Source organism: Acetobacter fallax (assembly GCF_011516735.1).
Lineage (GTDB): Bacteria > Pseudomonadota > Alphaproteobacteria > Acetobacterales > Acetobacteraceae > Acetobacter > Acetobacter fallax.
The window spans coordinates 1-18,902 of sequence record NZ_WOSX01000032.1 but is presented as its reverse complement, the minus strand read 5'-3'; the positions used below and the strand labels follow the sequence as shown (position 1 = coordinate 18,902).

The window sequence follows — 18,902 nt, the reverse complement described above, 5'->3', positions numbered from 1 at the left end:
TTTCAAAGGTCCGTGACCTTTGGCGGGGTGCGGGGCAGAGCCCCGGGACTCTCTTTCCGTGTGTCAGCCTCAACACTGGTCGGTATAAATTATGTAATTACAATAAAGTGTAAGATCCGGATGTGTACTGATCTCTCCGGAAAAGGTGAATATTCTCACCTGTCACGTCTGTGCAGGCTCTCCTGATTCGCCATCTGGCACCCCGACTGTATCCCGCCCCTGATCCGTACAGCCTGAATCCATTACAATTACGCAGAACAGGCACAGCATTTTTGCGAGTGTGTTCACAATGCAACGAGTAAACTTAAGGTTGTTTTGAAAGCTGCGGATGGATTGGAATTATATGGCCCTCGTAGTAGCGGTTGAAGGGTTAAGGCGAGAAAGTCGAAATGAAACAAAAAAAAGAAACGACAAGCCCCGGTAGTCATCTGCCTGCCCGTTCTTCACGTTGTCAAAGCGATGTTGGTTACGTTCTGGGTATTGGTATCTCGTTTTTTATGGTTGTGGGTTTTCCTGCCTGGGGGCAGGAAATTTCTCCCCAGCCAAAGAAACAGACCATGCCTGCGGCTGTGGTTAATATTACAGGTCCGGGACCGGCAGCTCTGTCAGAGAACAGACCGAAAAAAACTACGCTCACTTCGAATGAACAGCTGGAAGCGCTCTTTAATACAGAAAGTATTTCTTCACTTCTGAACCGCCATGATGATGCTTTGCGCAGCAGTGATCTCGCGGCAGGGTATTATGTTCCTGCGCAGACCTTTGGTAATCTTGTCCCGCAAATTTCTCCTGTACGAAAATGGCTGCAGAATCGCGGTTTCAGCTTCCAGTTTTCATATAAGGGCGAAGGTCTGGCAAACGTAGGTGGCGGGATCAGAAAGGGCATGGACTACGCTCATGAACTGACTCTGACGACACGTTTTGATCTGGGGAAACTTCTCGGCCTTAATGGCTGGTTTCTGCACGGCGTTGTGATGGAACGTGCAGGAAGAGAAGTCAGCTATGACTATGTGGGCGAACATCGCATCCTGCTTGCTGAGGTTCATAGTCTCGACGGCGGCAGAGCGGCGCATCTTGCTGATCTGTATGTTGAAAAAGCATTCTACCACAATTCGATCAATATAAATCTCGGTCGAATGACACTTACGCATACCTATGCAACATCAGTGCTGTTGTGCACCTTCATGATTCAGTGTTCGGCGCCTGTTGGCGTAAAATCGAACGCGGGGTGGAGCGTTTACCCAAAAGCGACCTGGGGCGGAACCGTGCGACTTCGGCCGACCCGTGATCTGACATTGCGAACCGGTGTGTACCAGGCGGCCTCTCTGACTGAAAATCCATCTGGCTGGAGCTGGGGTGCTGAACACGCCACCGGGGTCATGCTGCCTGTCGAACTGACATGGGAGCCCTTTTTGGGGCCTCAAAACCTGCCAGGACATTATAAAGTCGGCTTCGGGCATGATACCTCGCATTATGCTGACCTGATCGGGAAAGTGCCCGCAGCCTACCTCTCCCGGATCGGTGCTCACCCAGGCGGTCCACGTGATACGTTTTATTTTGAAGCCGATCAGATGGTCTACCGGAAAGGTGGAAACCACCAGATGGCCGGCGGTTATCTCCTGGCCGGATATATCCATAACACGCCCAGTGTTTCCGCATTTTCCGATCAGTTCTATGTCGGGGCATCGTTGCTCGGAATTCTTCCTTACCGTCCTTTCGATCGCCTGGGTGTGATGTATTCATACTATCAGATCAGTCCCAACCTGACGCTGGGACAAAGATTTCGCCAGATGGCCGGTGATTCCATGGGCGCATTTGTGAACGGCCCGCAAACTCACACCGCCACACTGGAGGCCTATTATGGTATTCCCGTCATCCCTGGTCTCATCGCTCAGCCTGTTTTTGAATACATGATGCGTCCCGGAGAGACTTCGGTCATTCCCAATGCAATTCTTGTAGGCCTCAAGGTTCTGGCGACACTCTGATTAAATCTGTACTCTAATTCTGCTTCGGAAGCCTGATTGCGCATGACGTAAAGGCAGGAGGGACATATCCGGCAGAGCGGATATGTCCCTTTTCAGCAAAAACTCACATCTTTATGTCTTCCGAATGCAGTTTTCATTGTGCGTGCCGTCGTAAGCGGCAGCATGAAATCGTGTGCGCCAGTTGAAGTATGAGGCCGCAGCGGGTACAGGAAAGACCTCTTCTCCCGGACCCGATCAGGATTAATGTCGCTTCCTCTTTCTGCGCTCGCAACTGACTCTGCCGGTGACGTTGCCCGTCTCATTGAAACAGCACTGACACCAGTCTTCCTGCTTTCCGGTGTCGGGACACTTCTGAATCTGTTCAATACGCGATCCGCCCGCGTATCCGATCAGATCGAGAAAGCCGCGGATCTGCTTGATGATGAACTCAACAAAGCAGGGCGTAAAAGTCTCAACAGACATATCAGACGGCTTCGTCACCGAATCATGGTCCTGGATATCGCCATCATGTTTGGTGGTATCGCCGGAGCAACGACCTGTGGCGCGGCGTTCGTCCTTTTTCTCGGCAGTGTCCGGGACGCCTCAATCGCGCTCTGGCTTGTTGGCCTGTTCGGGGCGGCGTTGCTGGCGACAGTCACGGCCCTCGCGGTTTTTATCGCGGATTGCTTCCTGTCATGGAACAGCCTCAGAACCGATGGCCCGCTACCGAAAAGCGTCAGAGAAAGCGCCAAAAACAGTTGACGCTTCGACAGTAAGAAAAATCCTGTCAGTCCGGCCCACGGCGTTGCCGCCACAGATTTATAAGCGCAACAACCAGTCCGGCCATGCCAAAACCAAAACCTGACACCAGCCAGAGGCCCGTTCTGCCAGTATCAGGCATCAGAAACGATCCGGCGATACAGATAAGAGCAAGACACCAGGCGGTGAGCGCCACAATGATTAAACCAGATCTCATTCTGTCTGATGGCCTCCGTGTTCACGCGGGCAACTTATAAGCATGGTGTCCGCCGCTTTGAAACAGGATAGGCCGATCGATATCCTTTCGGAATGCCGGAAGAGGCGCACCCCGCTCTGCGCCGGACTCATGGTCCTCTGATGGAAGAGGCCAGGACGCGCCTGCCGGGGTTTTAGCTTCCGATCAGTTCACTGATATTTTGTGCCATTTACGATAACATAACCGGGCATGCCCCAGGATCGTCCTGTCCCGTGATGCGTCCAGTCGATGCCCTGACGACGTGGCTTGTCATAATAATAACGCCCGACGACTTCAGTCTGGTCGCCTTTTGAAACCCACGGCCAGTCAGGTGCATTCATTTCATCGAGATCGGAAACAATTCGAATCGAAACGCCGTTGCCAGTGTCCATATAGAAATAACCGTGCCAGCCACTGCGTGTGCGTCTTGCTTTGTGCGAGACCGCGATAACCCGTCCGCAGACATGCACAGGCACGTCATCCCGCATCCCGCCATTTTCAAAAGTGCGCTGAGCCGCCAGAAAACCACTGTTGTCGCATACAGGAGAAACTGTCTGCGCTTCCGCAAAGGCGCCCGTCACCAGTGATCCTGCAACTGCGACAGCCAGTCTGCATGCAAATCGCCCCGCCATCCGGCGCATACTGTTTCCCTTCCGCTGGAACAGACAGGAGACCCGATCATCCCATCGCGATGAAGCGGGTTAACCCTGTTACCATTAAGTGCCGGTGAATTCCCGTGGCCCGGCCCTCACACTCTCCAAAGGTCGCAGACCTTTGGAAACCGGGCTGTTTATCAACGTTTCCGCAGGATGGAAAATTTTATCCCATCCCGACCCGCGCCGAGGCGAAATAGCGATCGACAGCGTCACGCATAGCGCCGGCAACCATCGCCCGATGACCGGCTTGCCTGAGAGATTCTTCATCGTGGCGATTTGACATGAAGCCCATTTCGACCAGAACCGACGGAATGTCCGCCGCCTTCAGAACCACAAAGGCGGCATGGCGTTGCGGATGGCTCAGAAGAGTGAGTCTCGACTGAAAAGACGCAACCACCGAACTGGCGATGTGCGCCGAGCCACGCCTGGTCTCTTCGGAGACCAGACTGGCCAGAATTTGCTGCACTTCCGGCGAAGTCGCATGCACATGCGGACCACCGAACAGGTCCGCACTGTTTTCACTCTGCGCAATCAGGGCTGTCTGGCTGTCGGATGCCGCACTCGACAAGGTGTAGACACTGGCTCCCCTGACGGAGGCGTCGTGCAGGGCGTCCGCATGCATGGAAATGAACAGTTCCGCCCGATGGGCCTGCGCCATCTCCACCCGACCTTCCAGTGGAATAAAGCGATCCGATGTCCGCGTCATCGCGACGCGATAACGGCCGGAAGCCATGAGCTGGCGCTCAAGTTCAGTCGCGGCGGCTTCCGCCACGTGTTTCTCATATGTCCCGGAATAGCCGATAGCGCCCGGATCTTTGCCGCCATGACCGGGGTCGAGCATAACAAGTGGCCGTGGCGGCGGTGCATTGCGAAGCACAGCAGGCGCATGCAACGGGCCAGCCCCGGCCCCGGTCGCAGGGTGATGCAGTGTCGGACTGCCATGCGTCTTCGGGCGTGCCAGCCCGACAGAGGGAAGAAAGGGCGCCAGTCCCGCAATCAGCGCGACACGCCGCCGCGTCAGCCCGCGGATGAGCCCCGATGCCGCATCACCTGAAAGCGGCGCGTCCCCGGATGTGACAACACCCTGCCTGAAAGCCCTGGTCTCCGGCACCTCACTGTCAGGCAGACAGGGAGGCACTTTCCGATCCTGCGTCATCTCTTGTTCCGAACAACAAATCCGCAATGGTTCTGTCATAGCGGCTTTATGCAGTCATTAACAAAGGAGAGTTAATCCATCGCCCCGCGTGCATTTCTTCAGGCTGCACGTGACTGATTGCAAGGCAATGCACACCGTCGCTTGCGTAAGGCTTGCGTTTCAGTCATGGTTATGAACACGTGGTCTCGTCGGTGACGTGCATCGCGTAACCTGGATCAGAAGATGTCGCGCCCCGAATGACAGACAGGGCGGCGGCGTTCAGGCCAGGACGTTACACAAATGCTGAACGACAAGGACGGATGAGAGCAGGGCTGGACACGGTGAAGAAGCGAAACGAGGGCTCGGGCAGAAACAGCTCCGGACTGGCCCCGGTATCGTTGTCGCTGTTTGGTCGCTACGGCATGCTCTGCGTTTCCCGGAAGTCGCTCACGCTCGCAATCCCAGATCGTTCAGTCGATTCGCCCGAAGCGTTCCCGCGCGGCGCCTGGTCCATTCGTGACTGGCTGCGCCCGCCTGGAAGAATGCCGGGACACCGGAGTTTTCCTTTTTATGACCAAGCGTATGCTGATAGACGCGACGCACGCGGAAGAAACCCGCGTCGTTGTGATGGACGGAAATCGTCTCGAAGATTATGACGTTGAGGCGGCTAACAGAAAGCAGCTCAAAGGCAATATCTACCTTGCCAAGGTTATCCGTGTGGAGCCGAGCCTGCAGGCCGCCTTCGTCGAATACGGCGGCAACCGGCACGGTTTCCTCGCCTTCAGCGAGATCCACCCTGACTACTATCAGATCCCTGTAGCGGACCGCGAAAAGCTGCTGGCGCTTCAGGAAGAAGAAGCCAGCGCGATCGATGCGGAAGAAGCCGCCGCCGACGCCGGAGATGAGCCAGGCAGCGAGCCCGCCGCAGACGCGGAAGCCGCCTCCGAAGACGCCGGAAATGACGACAGCGAGACTTCGCAGACCGAAGCGTCCCGAAATACCCCTGATTATGTTGGCGGTGAGACCGATACCGGCGAAGAAGCGCTGGTGCAGAAGCGCATGGCCCGCTTTCTGCGCAGCTATAAAATTCAGGAAGTCATCCGTCGTCGACAGATCCTTCTGGTGCAGGTCGTCAAGGAAGAGCGCGGCAACAAAGGCGCCGCGCTGACGACCTATGTTTCACTGGCCGGGCGTTACTGTGTTCTGATGCCCAACGCCCTGCGTGGCGGCGGCGTGTCCCGGAAGATCACCGCTGTCGCGGACCGGAAACGTCTGAAAGACATCATCGCCGATCTTCAGCTTCCACGCGGTATGGCCATGATCGTTCGTACGGCCGGAGCCCAGCGACCACGTCCCGAAGTGATGAAGGACTGCGAGTATCTCCTGCATCTCTGGGACGAAATTCGTGAGCACACGCTGGAATCTGTCGCGCCGGCGCTGATCTATGAGGAAGCCAGCCTCGTTAAGCGTGCCATTCGTGACGTCTATACCCGTGATGTCGACGATATCGTTGTCGATGGCGAGAACGGCTGGCGTGCCGCGCGTGACTTCATGCGGATGCTCATGCCTCAGAGCGCCCATAAGGTGAAGCTGTGGCGCAAGGAGAGCCAGCCGCTCTTCAGCCATTTTCATGTCGAAGGCCTGCTCGACGCCATGCTGTCGCCGACAGTTCAGCTTCGGTCCGGCGGCTACCTCGTCATCAATCAGACAGAGGCGCTGGTTTCCATCGACGTCAATTCCGGTCGGGCGACGCGCGAACGCAATATCGAGGAAACAGCGGTCAAGACCAATCTGGAGGCGGCTGATGAGGTCGCCCGCCAGCTTCGTCTGCGCGATCTTGCCGGTCTGATCGTTATCGATTTTATCGACATGGAGTCCCGCCGGCATAATGCCCAGGTCGAGCGGCGCATCAAGGATGCTCTTCGGCACGATCGCGCACGCATCCAGGTCGGTGGAATCTCGCATTTCGGCCTGCTGGAAATGTCACGCCAGCGACTCCGCCCGTCGGTCGCGGAAGCCGCATTCGCGACATGTCCGCATTGTCAGGGCACGGGCATCGTCCGTGGCATCGAAAGCTCTGCCCTGCATGTGCTGCGCGCCATTGAGGAAGAGGGCGGTCTGCGCCGGGCCTCGGAAATTACCGTTTATGTCGCAGGCGAGATAGCGCTCTATATTCTCAATAATAAGCGTGACTGGCTCAGTTCAATTGAGACACGCCATAAAATGAGTGTCTTCTTCGGGGCCGACTCCTCATTGCCACCGCCCGAAGTGCGTATTGAGCGTCACCGTGCACAGACCGCACGTTTTGACGCGCCCGAACGTGATCTGACCGCAGAACTCGCTGCGCCGGAAGATTCTGAAGCGCATCAGGACACTGACGGCGCAGCGGATGAGACCGTTCCTGCCGCCGTACGAACGATCCCGATTGCCGAGGTGCCTCCGGCGGAAACCGGATCTGCCGCCCCGGGACCAGACGGGGGAGACGAGCACAGGGAGACCGACGGTGAACAGCCTCGTCGCCGTCGCCGTCGCCGTCGTCGCCGTGGTGGACAGAAAGATGAAAACGACAATGGCTCACTGTTGTCTGAAGGACAGCAGAATCCGACGTCTGACGCACAGGCTTCCCGTCAGCCTGCTGTAAGAGAAGCGCAGCGCTCTGCTCCGGCGTCCCGTTCTCAGACGCAGGACGAGCATACGGAAGAGAATCTCGTGCCCGGCCGCATGCGGACCCGGCACTCTCGTAAAGGCACAACAGAAACCGAAGTGCCTCAGCCCCAGAAAAGCCAGCCTGCTCCGGCCAGGGCTCCGATTCCCGCTCCCGTCTCCGCTGCAAAAGGATGGCAGGGCCCGACGCCAGCCGATCCGTTTGGCGGCAGCTTCGATATTTTCGATATGATGGAACAGGCCGAACGGGAAGAAAATCTGCCCGCGCGAACCAGCGGAAAGGCCCCGGTACCTGCGCCTGTGCTGATTCCTGAGCCTGACAGCGCCTTTGAGCCAGTCAGGGAGAGCCCGGAGCCGCTTCCTGCTCTTGTGCCGGAACCGGATACGGCTCAGGCAGCGATACCGGAAGAGAAGGCCAGACCGCGCCGACGCTCCCGTTCCCGGCGTCAGCCAGAGGGAACAGAGACCGGAACAGCGAATGCCGACGTGCCGGTTGCCGCTGTGCAGGAAGCCGTTGTTCAGCCGACACAGAGCGGACCTGAAGAGACAGCGGATGCGGTAACACCGCGCCGCCGGACGCGTAGCCGCCGCAAGCCCGACACCGAAACGGCTCCGGTAGAGGTGGAGGCGGTGCAGCCTGCCCCTGTGGCGCCGCCTGCCGAAAAGAAGAAAAGCGCCCGGAAGCCGGTTATCTTCGTCGAGCCTGTCGTGATTGAAGACGGCGCGCCTGCCGCAAAGCCCCGCGCCGGCTGGTGGCGCCGCTAAAAGCATGAGCTTCTGCTGAACTGACTATAATGACCCCTGTCGCTTTCAACCGAAGGCGGAAGGGGTCATGTTTTATACGACCTGTCCCGGTTCGGGACCCCGTATTCACATGAAGGGACCGGGTCGTCCGATCCGTGCGTCAGCACTTCTGTCTCTTGCAGCCACCCGGACGAATAGCCATGTTGGCATTATGGCTGCTCGTTCCCGATCTTCCCTCGAAGGTAATCCAGCGCTCGTGTTCCAGCCGGAACGCCTGCCCCCCAAGGAAAAGCGCTTCCGTATGGAAGTGGTGTCGGAATATGAGCCTGCCGGTGATCAGCCGCAGGCGATCCGAGAACTGACCCAGGGTGTTGATGGCGGCGAACGTGATCAGGTGCTGCTTGGTGTAACGGGTTCCGGCAAGACCTTCACGATGGCGAAGGTCATCGAAGCCACGCAGAAGCCGACCCTCATTCTCGCACCAAACAAGACGCTGGCCGCCCAGCTCTATGGCGAGATGAAGCAGTTTTTTCCGAATAATGCAGTCGAATATTTCGTCAGTTATTATGATTATTACCAGCCGGAAGCCTATGTGGCGCGTTCGGATACCTATATCGAAAAAGACAGCCAGATTAATGAACAGATTGATCGTATGCGCCATGCCGCCACCCAGGCGCTGCTGGAACGTAATGACGTTATCATCGTAGCATCGGTGTCCTGCATCTACGGTATCGGTTCGGTTGAGACCTATTCCCGTATGGTCGTCCGGCTGGAAGTCGGCGGAGAAATAGATCGCGATAAGCTTATCAAAGGGCTGGTCGAACTCCAGTACCGACGTAATGACGCAGCGTTCGTGCGCGGCGCATTTCGCGTGCGCGGCGAAAGCATCGACATCTTCCCCCCACAGAACGAAGACCGCGCCTGGCGTGTCACGCTTTTTGGTGACGAGATCGATCAGATTATCGAATTTGATCCTCTGACGGGTGAAAAAACGGCGGATCTCCAGGAAGTCAGCCTTTACGCCAACAGCCATTACGTCACGCCGCGCCCGACGCTCAATCAGGCCGTCATCGGCATCAAACAGGAATTACGCACCCAGCTTGACCTGTTTATGAAGCAGGGCAAACTGCTTGAGGCCGAACGTCTCCAGCAGCGCACGACCTTCGATCTTGAGATGATGGAGACAACCGGTGTCTGCAAAGGCATCGAAAATTACTCGCGTTATCTGTCCGGACGAAAAGCCGGCGAACCGCCGCCGACCCTGTTCGAATACCTGCCCGAAGACGCGTTGCTGATCGTCGATGAAAGCCATGTCACGGTGCCGCAGATCGGCGGCATGGAAAGAGGCGATCACGCCCGTAAATCGGTTCTTGCCGAATTCGGCTTCCGTTTGCCGTCCTGTCTCGACAACCGGCCCCTGAAATTTGGTGAATGGGAAATCTATCGTCCGCAGACGCTGTTTGTCAGCGCCACACCAGGCCCATGGGAAATGGAACGAACGCAGGGCACGTTCAGTGAACAGGTGATCCGCCCGACCGGCCTGATCGATCCCGTGACAGAAGTGCGTCCCGTGGAGAAACAGGTCGATGATCTGCTCGCGGAATGTCGGGAGACGATCGGGAAGGGCGGTCGTGTCCTCGTGACCGTGCTCACCAAGCGCATGGCCGAAGATCTGTCCGAATATCTCGATGAAGCCGGAATCAAAGTCCGCTACCTCCATTCCGACATCGATACTCTCGAGCGTATCGAGATCATCCGCGATCTGCGCCTTGGCGTGTTTGATGTGCTTATCGGTATCAATCTTCTGCGTGAGGGACTGGATATTCCGGAATGCTCCCTCGTCGCGATCCTTGACGCCGACAAGGAAGGCTTCCTGCGGTCAAAGACGTCTCTGGTGCAGACCATCGGCCGCGCCGCGCGTAATGTGGACGGCCGGGTGCTGCTTTATGCCGACCGGATGACAGACAGTCTGCGTTACGCGATCGAAGAGACGGCGCGGCGCAGGGAAAAGCAGGCCGCATGGAACACCGAGCACGGCATCACACCAAAGAGCGTGCGTAAGCAGATAGGAAATATCGTTAACTCGGTCTTCGAACAGGATTACGTGACCGTTACGCCAACCGAAGGCGCCGAAGCGGACGAATTTGTCGGTAAGAATCTCGATGCGACCATCGCGGAACTGGAGCGCCGGATGCGCGCCGCTGCCGCGGATCTCGAATTTGAAACCGCCGCCCGCCTGCGTGATGAAGTAAAGCGTCTTGAAGCGTTACAACTCGGTCTTGAGCCACCACCACCCTCGCCATCAAACAGGCAGGGCGCTCCGGGACGAAAGAAAGACAAAACTCCGGTCCCGCTCGGCCCCGGAGGAGGCGGATACGATCCTGAAAAGCGAAAAGGCCGTTCGGGCGGCAAGGCGCGATCAGCGAAGCCCGGCCCGAAAGCAGGCCGGTAATAACTCAGCAGCCCGGCAAAATCTCTGCCTGATCAGCCAAGTTCGACCAGAACGACAACAAAAGGAACGACAGCCAGCACAATCCATGCGCCCATCGCACAGGTCGCAAAAACCTGAGCAGCTTTTCTTCTGACCCGCTCCGGCTGTGTTCGCACGATGCCGGACGCAGTGAAGTCCTGAGTCTGAATGTCAGTCTTATGCATGAGACCTCCTTTTCAGTCTTCTGGTTCGTGAACCACAGGTCGCGTGGTTCTGCGACACTGCCTGTGGCCGCGAAATCAGCCAAGTTACCAACCGTCTCAGCAAATTTCCGCCGCTTTCGGTATAAGCGGGACATAACCGGAGCTCTGGGGCAAAATCGTGGCGGATTAAGGCTTTAAGAAAGAAAAACCTGAAGCATGTCATTGAAATAAGGCCATGCTGTTACAGTGTGTGCGGTTGGTACACGAATTTTTGCGATTTCAGACCGGAGGCCGATCGCCGCAATAAAGGCTAAGAGGCTGTTTCAAAAGGCTCTGTTAGCATTACGTGCTGGCACCTTCCCAGGGCTTTGCGCTGGAACCCATTAAAGGTCGCAGACCTTTGGAAACCGACTTATTTATCAATAGATTGGGGTGAAAGGGTCTGCGACCCCTTCCGGGTTCGGGCAGAGCCCGGTCTTTTGCTAACCCTTTGAAAAATCAAAGATCAACACGTAATGCTAACAGAGCCTTTCAAAAGCCTCACTGCTGAGCGAGATCGCCCCGGCAGAGGGGCTTTTGACGCAGCCTCTAAAGAGCCCCTTCGGCCGCAAGCGTCATAAAGCGTTCGGCATCAGCCACATCCGCCGCCATGACAGCAATCCTGTCCAGCACAGCTGCGTCCTCACCCCAGCGCCGCATCTGCTCTCTTTCGTCCACCGAGGCCGCACGGACCGCATCCCGTGTTTTCAGCACCCCTTCAGCAACGGCCAGCCCAAGCACCAGACTGCCAAGTGCCGGGACAGCAACCCCAAGTCCCGCCAGGACAGCATCCGGCTGACCGCCCAGAAGCTCCGCCAACGCCGCCAGAGCCTCGGGAGACTGCACCGCGGGCATGATGCCCGTCGTCACGCACAGATGAATGCCGTGGCGCTTTTCAAGCCAGTCCAGCCATGGCTGCCACGCCTCGTTCTGCAAAGCCGCAACAGGCTCAGCGTCTTCTGCGCGATAACAGAGAAGATCGTGTGCGCCATAACCCGCAAGCGTCGCAACGGAGTGCGCGCGGTCAGGCTCAACCCGCTCGATCATCGTTCCCGCAATGCGCGTCAGAGGCAATGCGTCCGGCCCAAACCGTTTCTCCGGGTCATCGGAACCCGCCGCCTGCCACTCAGCTGCCAGCGCCTCAGCCAGCGGTTTCGAGGCCACGCAGAGCGCTTTCCGGCCAGGCAGCAGAACCGGCTTCCCATCCAGCATCACCCCGAACCCTTCAGGCCCGGCAACCACCCCGGCACGGATCCAGAATCTCTTCCGGCGTGTGTCGTTCCCGGCAGGAGGTCTGACGACGCCCGTCACCGCAGCAGCCCCTTGAGCATGTTCATCAGGCCATTCGCCTTGCCTGCCGGAGCCGGCGCGGCAGCAGGACCCGCTCCACCCTCACGCGCCGTCGCAAGAAGGTCCGGGCACTGGTCACCTCCGCCCGACTGAGCGCCACCGATGGCGATCGCAAACCGTCCATCACTCCCCGGTTCCAGATGCGGTTGCGGTGAACTGATCGTGCCCCCAACGCCAACCGGCGACGACGCACCGGTTCCGCCAATCCCGATGCGCGGCGTCAGATGCAGATCAAGCGCTCCGGAGGAAAGACCCACGCTTCCGTGCCCGGTCAGCGATAGCATGTCCGCCTCCAGCCCGATCCGCTCCAGCGTCGCCCGATCATCGGCAATCTGCATATGGATGCCAAAACAGCGAAGCCCCATCGCACCCCGAACCGGAATACCCCGACCGATAATCGCCGCCAGAGCCTGACCGCTCACCCGTCCACCCACCATCGAGACACCGACATGCCCCGCGGCACTGCGCTTCCAGGCGTTCATGTCCGCACCATCAGCCGCGATGCTTCCTACAACCTGGAGTGACCCGTTCACCAGAGACGGAATACCCGCCCAGCCTTCAACAACCTCAGCCGGCAAAACCAGAGGCGACGCCGTAACGGTCATATTGGGCACATCCCCGGAAGCGTCGTATCCAAACCGTCCGGACTGAGCCATGCCCTGCGCCACACCGGTCCCGCTGGCACGGATCGGATCAGCCGTCAGACGACCGCCATCAGCAACGACATGCGCCGAAACAGCATCCCATGCCACGGACTGCCACGTCACACGCTGCGCCGCGACGTCCAGAGTGGCCTGTGCCGCCCGCAGCCATGCCTGCGGATCGTGGGCGCGAAGAACGGAAACCGGCGCCGCACTGGCCAGATGCCCGTCAACTTTAAGCCCCTGCAAAGACGGTTTTCCAGGAGCGAAAGTCAGGGCCGGCAGTGATCCATGCACATCCAGAGACGTCTTTTCCCCGCCGGCGACGCCATCCAGCGTCACGGAGGAGTCCCCGTCTTCCAGAGACAGTTTCACCGGCAGCGCGCTGGCATCCGGGGTCCGGATCGCCTGGATCGTCTGATCCGGCGTCCCAAGCATGCCACGCAGAATCACCGCCTGATCACCGAGCTTTCCATCAAGCGCAACAGTCAGGCGGTCGGCGGGCTGCGAAGCATCCAGCGTGACAGTGTCAGCATGCAGCCCTTCCAGAACCCGATCGAGATCGACCGCACCCGTGTGCAGATGCAACATACGCAGACCCGGACTGGCCCCGCTGCCCGTCACACCGGCCTGAAGCGACACATCGTCAGCATCCGGCAGACTGGCTTTGGGGAACAGCGCTTGCAGATCCGCCAGCTGTCCCAGCGTGCCACCAATCTGCAAATCATACCCGGCGTCATGCTGAGGGTCGGTGATAACGCCATCGACATGCAGCTGCCCGGCCTGCCGCCTGCTCACGACCAGTGTCCCGGTCAGATGAACCGGCCAGCTCTCGCCCGTAACAGGCAGTATCGGTCCGGTCGTGCCGGCCAGTGTGAAGGCCCCCGCATCATGATGCCCGCGCAGACTGAGACTGACAGCACTGCCCGTCAGCCCGGTTATGTCCGCGCGATCAACATCCACTTCACCCGTCAGATGCTGCCGGACATCAGACCAGATCAGGCCTCCATCACGGACATGCACGGAAGACAGCGCAAGATTCCAGTGCCGGTGCGAGCCGGATGACGCACCGCCGTCATGAAGGGACTGAGCCGGCCCGAACAGCCAGTTCGGCTCCCCGTCAGGCGTGCGCTCCAGAAGGAGCTCCGGCTCCATGAGACTCACATTATCCAGCACGACCCTGTGCGAAAACAGAGCCCCCAGAGTAAGCCTGGCCCGGACTTCCCTGGCCGTGAACATCTCCGGTCGCGCGCCACCGGCACGGTTGGAGAAGCTCACACCCTTCGCCTCAACCCACGGATAAGGCAGCAGCCACACATGCAGCGAGTCGATCCGCAACTGCCGCCCGGTCTGCTGATCAACCGCCTCCACAAGCCTGGTGCGCAGCCAGGTCGCATCCATCAGCGACGATGCCGTCACAGCGCCGCCAAGCAGCACCGCAATCCCGCCAATAGCGAGGCCAGCCTTTGTCCTGAACTTCATGCTATCTCCTGCGTGGCGCCGGGGTTGATCCCGCCGTAAAACCAAGTGCGCGGAATGTCTCGCGCATATGCGGCGGCAGCTCAGCACTCACTTCAAGCCAGCCACCAGCCGGATGAGGCAGCACGAGACTGCGTGCGTGCAGATGCAGCCGGTCCGTAAAGCCATCCACATGAGCCTTGTCCGCACCATATTTAGGGTCGCCAAGGATCGGCGTGCCCAGCGCCTCGCAATGCACCCGCAACTGATGCGTCCGCCCGGTCAGCGGGGAAAGACCCAGCCACGCGAACTTACGCCCGGCTGAATCCAGAACCTCATAGTCGGTGCGCGCCATCTGTGCATCTTCGTCCTTGCGGTCAGCCGCCACCGTAATCGCGCCCGGACCGACACCAAGACGGGCCAGCGGCTGGTCGATCTCGCCGGAAAGCGGATCAGGACGACCAGCAACCACCGCCCAGTAAGTTTTCTTCACATCACGACCGCGAAACAAAGCCGCCAGCTTCGCCGCTACCCCGGGCGTGCGCGCCAGAAGCAGAAGCCCCGACGTGTCCTTGTCGATGCGATGCACCAGACGGGGACGCGGATCATCGCCCTCCCGCAGGCCGTCCAGCATCATGTCCACATGCCGGGTAATGCCCGGACCACCCTGCGTCGCAAGACCCGACGGCTTGTTCAGAACAATCAGCTGAGGATCAGAATAAACCACCATATTCCGGATCTCGCGCGCCAGCCGCTCATCCAGCGGCCGCGCCGCGGCAGGAGCCGGCTTCGTCGCCACCGTCATCGGAGGCACCCGGACAGTCTGGCCCGGAGCAAGACGGGTGCCCGCTTCCACCCGCCTGCCATCAACCCGGATCTGCCCGGTGCGACACAGCTTCTGAAGAGCTCCCTGTGTCACATGCGGATAGTGACGCCGGAAATAGCGATCAAGACGGATCTCCGCCTCATCCTCGCTTACCGTCAACATGGCCACACTCATTATCCGCGCCTCACGATCCATCACCCGATGCCGGGCGGCTTGCCCTCATTCGGCCCCACGTGTCCAGCCTTCGCCTGACTTCATGTTCAAACCCGCGCCCCGTGGGGTTGTAGAAACGCTGCCGCGGCATCTCATCCGGGAAGTAGTTCTGACCGGAAAAACCCTCTTCCGCGTCGTGATCATACTGATAGCCATCGCCATAGCCGATGTCCTTCATCAGCTTCGTCGGTGCGTTCAGAATATGAGCCGGCGGCATCAGGCTGCCCGTCGCCTTCGCCGCCCGTCGCGCCGCGCCATAAGCCTTGTAAACCGCATTCGATTTCGGCGCGGTCCCCAGATGCACAACAAGCTGCGCCAGAGCCAGTTCACCCTCCGGCGAGCCCAGTCGCTCATAAGTCTCCCAGGCCGCGATCGCCAGCGTCAGCGCGGACGGATCGGCCATCCCGACATCCTCCGCCGCAAACCGTGTCAGCCGGCGGGCAATATAACGCGGATCTTCCCCGCCTTCGAGCATCCGCGCAAACCAGTACAACGCCGCATCCGGGTCCGATCCCCGCAATGATTTATGCAAGGCGGAAATCAGATTGTAATGCTCTTCCCGATCCCGGTCATACAGGATCGCCCGTTTCGCCAGCAGGGACGCCAGAGCCTGAGGATCAAGCGGAACATCTGCTTTCAGACTCAGAATCTGCTCAACCATGTTCAGCAGATACCGCCCGTCACCATCCGCCATCGCCCGCAGCGTCGCCCGCGCCGGCTCCGTCAGCGGCAATGGCCGCCCGGTCAGCTCCTCCGCCCGCACCAGAAGCGCATCCAGCGTCGCATCGTCCAGCCGCCGCAGCACCATCACCTGACAGCGCGAGAGCAGAGCCGAGTTCAGCGCAAAAGACGGATTCTCCGTCGTCGCCCCGACAAGCACGACAGTTCCGTCTTCCACAACCGGCAGAAACCCATCCTGCTGAGCCCGGTTGAAGCGATGGATTTCGTCCACGAACAGCAGCGTGCCCCGCCCTGATTCAGCAAAGCGCCGCGCATCCTCAAAAGCCCGCTTCAGATCGGCAACGCCGGAAAATACCGCCGAAAGCTGCACGAACCGCAGATTTGCAGCAGCCGCAAGCAGCCGCGCAATGGTCGTCTTGCCAACACCCGGCCCCCCCCAGAGGATCAGGCTCGCCAGAGTCCCGCGCTCCAGCATCCGCGTCAGCGCGCCATCCGGCCCCAGCAGATGATCCTGCCCGACCACATCCTCAAGCCGCGCCGGCCGGAGCCGGTCCGCCAGAGGCTGGGTCGGCGTGGGGCCGGTGCCCCTGCGTCCGCCAGCCGCCGCGCGCGGAGCCCCGTTTCCGGCATCGTCTCCGGCGAACAGATCGTCACCGTGCGGTGACGGGGTTTCATGCCGCGTGGCCATGGCCGATCTCGCTGATGTTCATTCTTCGTTCATACCGCGTTGCCGGCCCGGCGTTAAGGCAGAAGGCTCAGATCCCGCTTTGCATGCACGCAGAAAACTGAACCGGCTGACGCGTTCTTCACACCGGACAGGCTGGCTAATCCATGGAAATTACCTTACTGCCCTCTGGTCAGGACGCCCTGTGAGACCCGCCACTCATGACCTTTATCCCCGGACGCGCCTTTTCTCGTTGCCGCCCGCCCGCATTTTACAGGAAACGCTTTCCCGCAGAACCGCTCCGGTCCGCCAGGTTCGTCCTGCTCTGCGTCATGGCTTTTGCTCCCCTTAAGGCCTCCGCAGAAACGCTTCACGAGGCCCTGATCCGGGCCTGGACCGCAGACCCCGAGACGCATTCAGCCGCGGTCGATGCGCAGGCCGCGCATAAAACAGCCCGCGCCGTCGACTCCTGGTTTCCCGCCGGGCCACTTCTCGCCGGGGAGTACCTCGATGACCATTTCATCGGCAGCAAGGTCGGCTACACAACCTATCAGGGCAGCGTCAGCGTCCCCCTCTGGCTGCCCGGACAGGGCTCCGCCACGGTCCGGAGCGCGGAGGCCGATGAAGCCGTCGCAACCGCCCGGGGGAAGGTCAGAAAACTGCTGACAGGCGTTCAGCTCCTCGATCTCATCAGCAGCGCCACGATCCTGCAGAAAGAACTCGCCAACCTGGAAATGACCGGAATCCTGCTGGACCATGTGACCCGGACATCACGCAGGGCATTGCAGGCCGGTGAAATCGGCGGCGCGGATCATGATGCCGTTGTGGCGGAAAGGGAAGATCTGGAGAGCCAGATCGCCGATCGCAGACAGGCCCTGGACAACACCCGTGCTCAGATCGAAGTGATGACCGGAACAGACGCCGTTCCCGATCTGATGACTCTCGACGGACGTGTGCTGACCGCGCGCACCGTGGCGCTGGATCCCAGGAACGATCCTCGCATCGAAATGGCCGAAGCGCAGTCACGCAGCGCGAAAGCGACTTATGACGTCGCGAAACATTCCTATATGCCCAATCCGGAAATCGGTGTGCAGGTCATGCGTCAGGAACAGTATGGCAGCCCGTGGGATACACAGGTCGGCGTGCAGTTTCAGGTCGGACTGCCCAGCGAGGCCCAGAACGCGCCAAAGCTCATGAACGGTGTCAAGGCAATCGGAGCGGCGGACCGTGATGCCGAACTCGCCCGTCGCAATGTCCGGGTGGAATATCGCCGGATACGCTCCCAGCTGACCTCAGCGCTCGATATCCTCCATCACAGTCAGATCACGCAGAAAGCTCTTGATGACCGGGCAACGCAGCTTGAACGCGCGTGGCAGGTTGGTGAAATGCCGGTTATCGAATATCTCCGCGCCCGCCGCGCCGCGCTCGATGCCAGACAGAGATCCGCCCAGGCGGATGTCATCTGGCACGCCGCCATCGTTCGCGTCATGCTGATGGCGGGACAGACACCGTAAACCAGGCCCGCAGCAGGATGCCGAATGCCCTATCTTTACCTTCTGATTGCCATCTGCGCCGAAGTCGTGGCGACATCATGCCTGAAATCCGCCGAAGGATTCACAAGACTTCTTCCGTCTCTGGTAACGGTCGCCGGCTATGGAACCGCTTTCTGTTTTTTATCTCTGGCGCTTCAGACAATCCCGACCGGCGCGGCCTACGCCATCTGGTCAGGAATCGGCGTCGTGCTCGTGACCGCAATCGCCTGGATTTTTCAGGGACAGAAACTCGATGGTCCCGCACTTGTCGGAATGGCGCTGATTGTTTCAGGTGTTGTCGTGATCCACGTTTTCTCAAAAAGCGCTCCGGCCTGACCCGGGCTCTCTCCATACTCGCAAATCCGTTCACCCGGATCTGCTGATCAATAAGCCGGTTTCCAAAGACTCTGTTGTCGTTACGTGTTGGCTTCTTCCCAGGGCTTTGCCCTGGAACCCACCAAAGGTCACAGACCTCTGGAAACCATTTTATTATAAACAAATCGGGGTGCAGGGGCCTGCGGTCCCTGCCGGGTTCGGGCAGAGCCCGATCTTCCGCTAACCATTTGAAAAATCACAGCTCAACACGTAACGACAACAGAGCCTTTGGAAAGGCTCTGTTGTCGTTAGGTGTTGGGCCTGGGATCGCAGGAGGGTTTCGGGCGTTTCATTTTGTGTTTCCGGGAGGAAAGCGAGATGGACCGCGAAGCCTT

14 protein-coding genes are annotated in these 18,902 nt (G+C 59.2%); 6 read left to right on the top strand and 8 right to left on the bottom strand.

Annotation, left to right across the window (positions count from 1 at the left end):
• Positions 1–557 precede the first annotated feature (557 nt).
• A complete protein-coding gene (locus GOB85_RS13830; protein WP_408737077.1) occupies positions 558–1,982 on the top strand; it encodes a carbohydrate porin in 1,425 nt (474 codons plus the stop codon).
• A 243-nt stretch (positions 1,983–2,225) separates the two neighbouring features.
• The gene (locus GOB85_RS13825; RefSeq protein ID WP_173578096.1) at positions 2,226–2,723 is read left to right on the top strand and encodes a DUF2721 domain-containing protein; all 498 of its coding nucleotides are present in this window, start codon (positions 2,226–2,228) and stop codon (positions 2,721–2,723) included.
• A 25-nt stretch (positions 2,724–2,748) separates the two neighbouring features.
• Here GOB85_RS13825 and GOB85_RS13820 read toward each other — a convergent pair whose 3' ends face one another.
• From GOB85_RS13820 to GOB85_RS13810, 3 genes are all read right to left on the bottom strand, one after another.
• Complete coding sequence (locus GOB85_RS13820) at positions 2,749–2,937, bottom strand: hypothetical protein (protein ID WP_173578097.1); 189 nt, start codon at positions 2,935–2,937, stop codon at positions 2,749–2,751.
• A 188-nt stretch (positions 2,938–3,125) separates the two neighbouring features.
• Positions 3,126–3,596: a hypothetical protein gene (locus GOB85_RS13815; RefSeq protein ID WP_408737076.1), complete on the bottom strand. Its 471-nt coding sequence runs from the start codon at positions 3,594–3,596 to the stop codon at positions 3,126–3,128.
• Positions 3,597–3,774: 178 nt separating this feature from the next.
• Entirely contained in the window at positions 3,775–4,767 is a 993-nt protein-coding gene (locus GOB85_RS13810; protein WP_173578099.1) for an N-acetylmuramoyl-L-alanine amidase family protein, read from the bottom strand.
• A gap of 549 nt (positions 4,768–5,316) precedes the next feature.
• Here GOB85_RS13810 and GOB85_RS13805 point away from each other — a divergent pair.
• Both GOB85_RS13805 and uvrB read left to right on the top strand, forming a co-directional pair.
• Positions 5,317–8,175, top strand: a complete 2,859-nt coding sequence (locus GOB85_RS13805; RefSeq protein ID WP_173578100.1) for an Rne/Rng family ribonuclease — start codon at positions 5,317–5,319, stop codon at positions 8,173–8,175.
• A 190-nt stretch (positions 8,176–8,365) separates the two neighbouring features.
• Entirely contained in the window at positions 8,366–10,606 is a 2,241-nt protein-coding gene (gene uvrB, locus GOB85_RS13800; protein ID WP_173578111.1) for an excinuclease ABC subunit UvrB, read from the top strand.
• Between the two features lie 32 nt (positions 10,607–10,638).
• Here uvrB and GOB85_RS13795 read toward each other — a convergent pair whose 3' ends face one another.
• The 5 genes from GOB85_RS13795 to GOB85_RS13775 all read right to left on the bottom strand — a co-directional run bounded on the left by GOB85_RS13795 (position 10,639) and on the right by GOB85_RS13775 (position 16,684).
• Positions 10,639–10,809, bottom strand: coding sequence for a hypothetical protein (locus GOB85_RS13795; RefSeq protein ID WP_173578101.1), 171 nt, complete (start codon positions 10,807–10,809; stop codon positions 10,639–10,641).
• A 567-nt stretch (positions 10,810–11,376) separates the two neighbouring features.
• Positions 11,377–12,138 (bottom strand): ATP12 family protein, encoded by a 762-nt coding sequence (locus GOB85_RS13790; RefSeq protein ID WP_173578102.1) that lies wholly within the window; start codon positions 12,136–12,138, stop codon positions 11,377–11,379.
• The gene (locus tag GOB85_RS13785; RefSeq protein WP_173578103.1) at positions 12,135–14,300 is read right to left on the bottom strand and encodes an AsmA family protein; all 2,166 of its coding nucleotides are present in this window, start codon (positions 14,298–14,300) and stop codon (positions 12,135–12,137) included. Before GOB85_RS13785 ends, GOB85_RS13790 begins: the two co-directional genes overlap by 4 nt.
• A gap of 1 nt (position 14,301) precedes the next feature.
• Positions 14,302–15,276, bottom strand: coding sequence for an RluA family pseudouridine synthase (locus GOB85_RS13780; RefSeq protein WP_173578104.1), 975 nt, complete (start codon positions 15,274–15,276; stop codon positions 14,302–14,304).
• A 10-nt stretch (positions 15,277–15,286) separates the two neighbouring features.
• Positions 15,287–16,684, bottom strand: coding sequence for a replication-associated recombination protein A (locus tag GOB85_RS13775; RefSeq protein WP_173578105.1), 1,398 nt, complete (start codon positions 16,682–16,684; stop codon positions 15,287–15,289).
• Positions 16,685–16,992: 308 nt separating this feature from the next.
• Between GOB85_RS13775 and GOB85_RS13770 the strand changes: the two genes are divergently transcribed.
• Entirely contained in the window at positions 16,993–18,174 is a 1,182-nt protein-coding gene (locus GOB85_RS13770; protein WP_242011514.1) for a TolC family protein, read from the top strand.
• A gap of 24 nt (positions 18,175–18,198) precedes the next feature.
• The gene (locus tag GOB85_RS13765; RefSeq protein WP_173578107.1) at positions 18,199–18,528 is read left to right on the top strand and encodes a DMT family transporter; all 330 of its coding nucleotides are present in this window, start codon (positions 18,199–18,201) and stop codon (positions 18,526–18,528) included.
• The last annotated feature ends 374 nt before the right edge of the window (positions 18,529–18,902 follow it).

Coding starts and splice junctions, on each gene's coding strand:
- GOB85_RS13785 (WP_173578103.1), bottom strand. CDS start 14,300: ATGAAGTTCAGGACAAAGGCTGGCCTCGCTATTGGCGGGATTGCGGTG.
- GOB85_RS13765 (WP_173578107.1), top strand. CDS start 18,199: ATGCCCTATCTTTACCTTCTGATTGCCATCTGCGCCGAAGTCGTGGCG.
- GOB85_RS13830 (WP_408737077.1), top strand. CDS start 558: ATGCCTGCGGCTGTGGTTAATATTACAGGTCCGGGACCGGCAGCTCTG.
- GOB85_RS13805 (WP_173578100.1), top strand. CDS start 5,317: ATGACCAAGCGTATGCTGATAGACGCGACGCACGCGGAAGAAACCCGC.
- GOB85_RS13770 (WP_242011514.1), top strand. CDS start 16,993: ATGGCTTTTGCTCCCCTTAAGGCCTCCGCAGAAACGCTTCACGAGGCC.
- GOB85_RS13815 (WP_408737076.1), bottom strand. CDS start 3,596: ATGCGCCGGATGGCGGGGCGATTTGCATGCAGACTGGCTGTCGCAGTT.
- GOB85_RS13810 (WP_173578099.1), bottom strand. CDS start 4,767: ATGACGCAGGATCGGAAAGTGCCTCCCTGTCTGCCTGACAGTGAGGTG.
- GOB85_RS13780 (WP_173578104.1), bottom strand. CDS start 15,276: ATGAGTGTGGCCATGTTGACGGTAAGCGAGGATGAGGCGGAGATCCGT.
- GOB85_RS13775 (WP_173578105.1), bottom strand. CDS start 16,684: ATGGCCACGCGGCATGAAACCCCGTCACCGCACGGTGACGATCTGTTC.
- uvrB (WP_173578111.1), top strand. CDS start 8,366: ATGGCTGCTCGTTCCCGATCTTCCCTCGAAGGTAATCCAGCGCTCGTG.
- GOB85_RS13820 (WP_173578097.1), bottom strand. CDS start 2,937: ATGAGATCTGGTTTAATCATTGTGGCGCTCACCGCCTGGTGTCTTGCT.
- GOB85_RS13825 (WP_173578096.1), top strand. CDS start 2,226: ATGTCGCTTCCTCTTTCTGCGCTCGCAACTGACTCTGCCGGTGACGTT.
- GOB85_RS13795 (WP_173578101.1), bottom strand. CDS start 10,809: ATGCATAAGACTGACATTCAGACTCAGGACTTCACTGCGTCCGGCATC.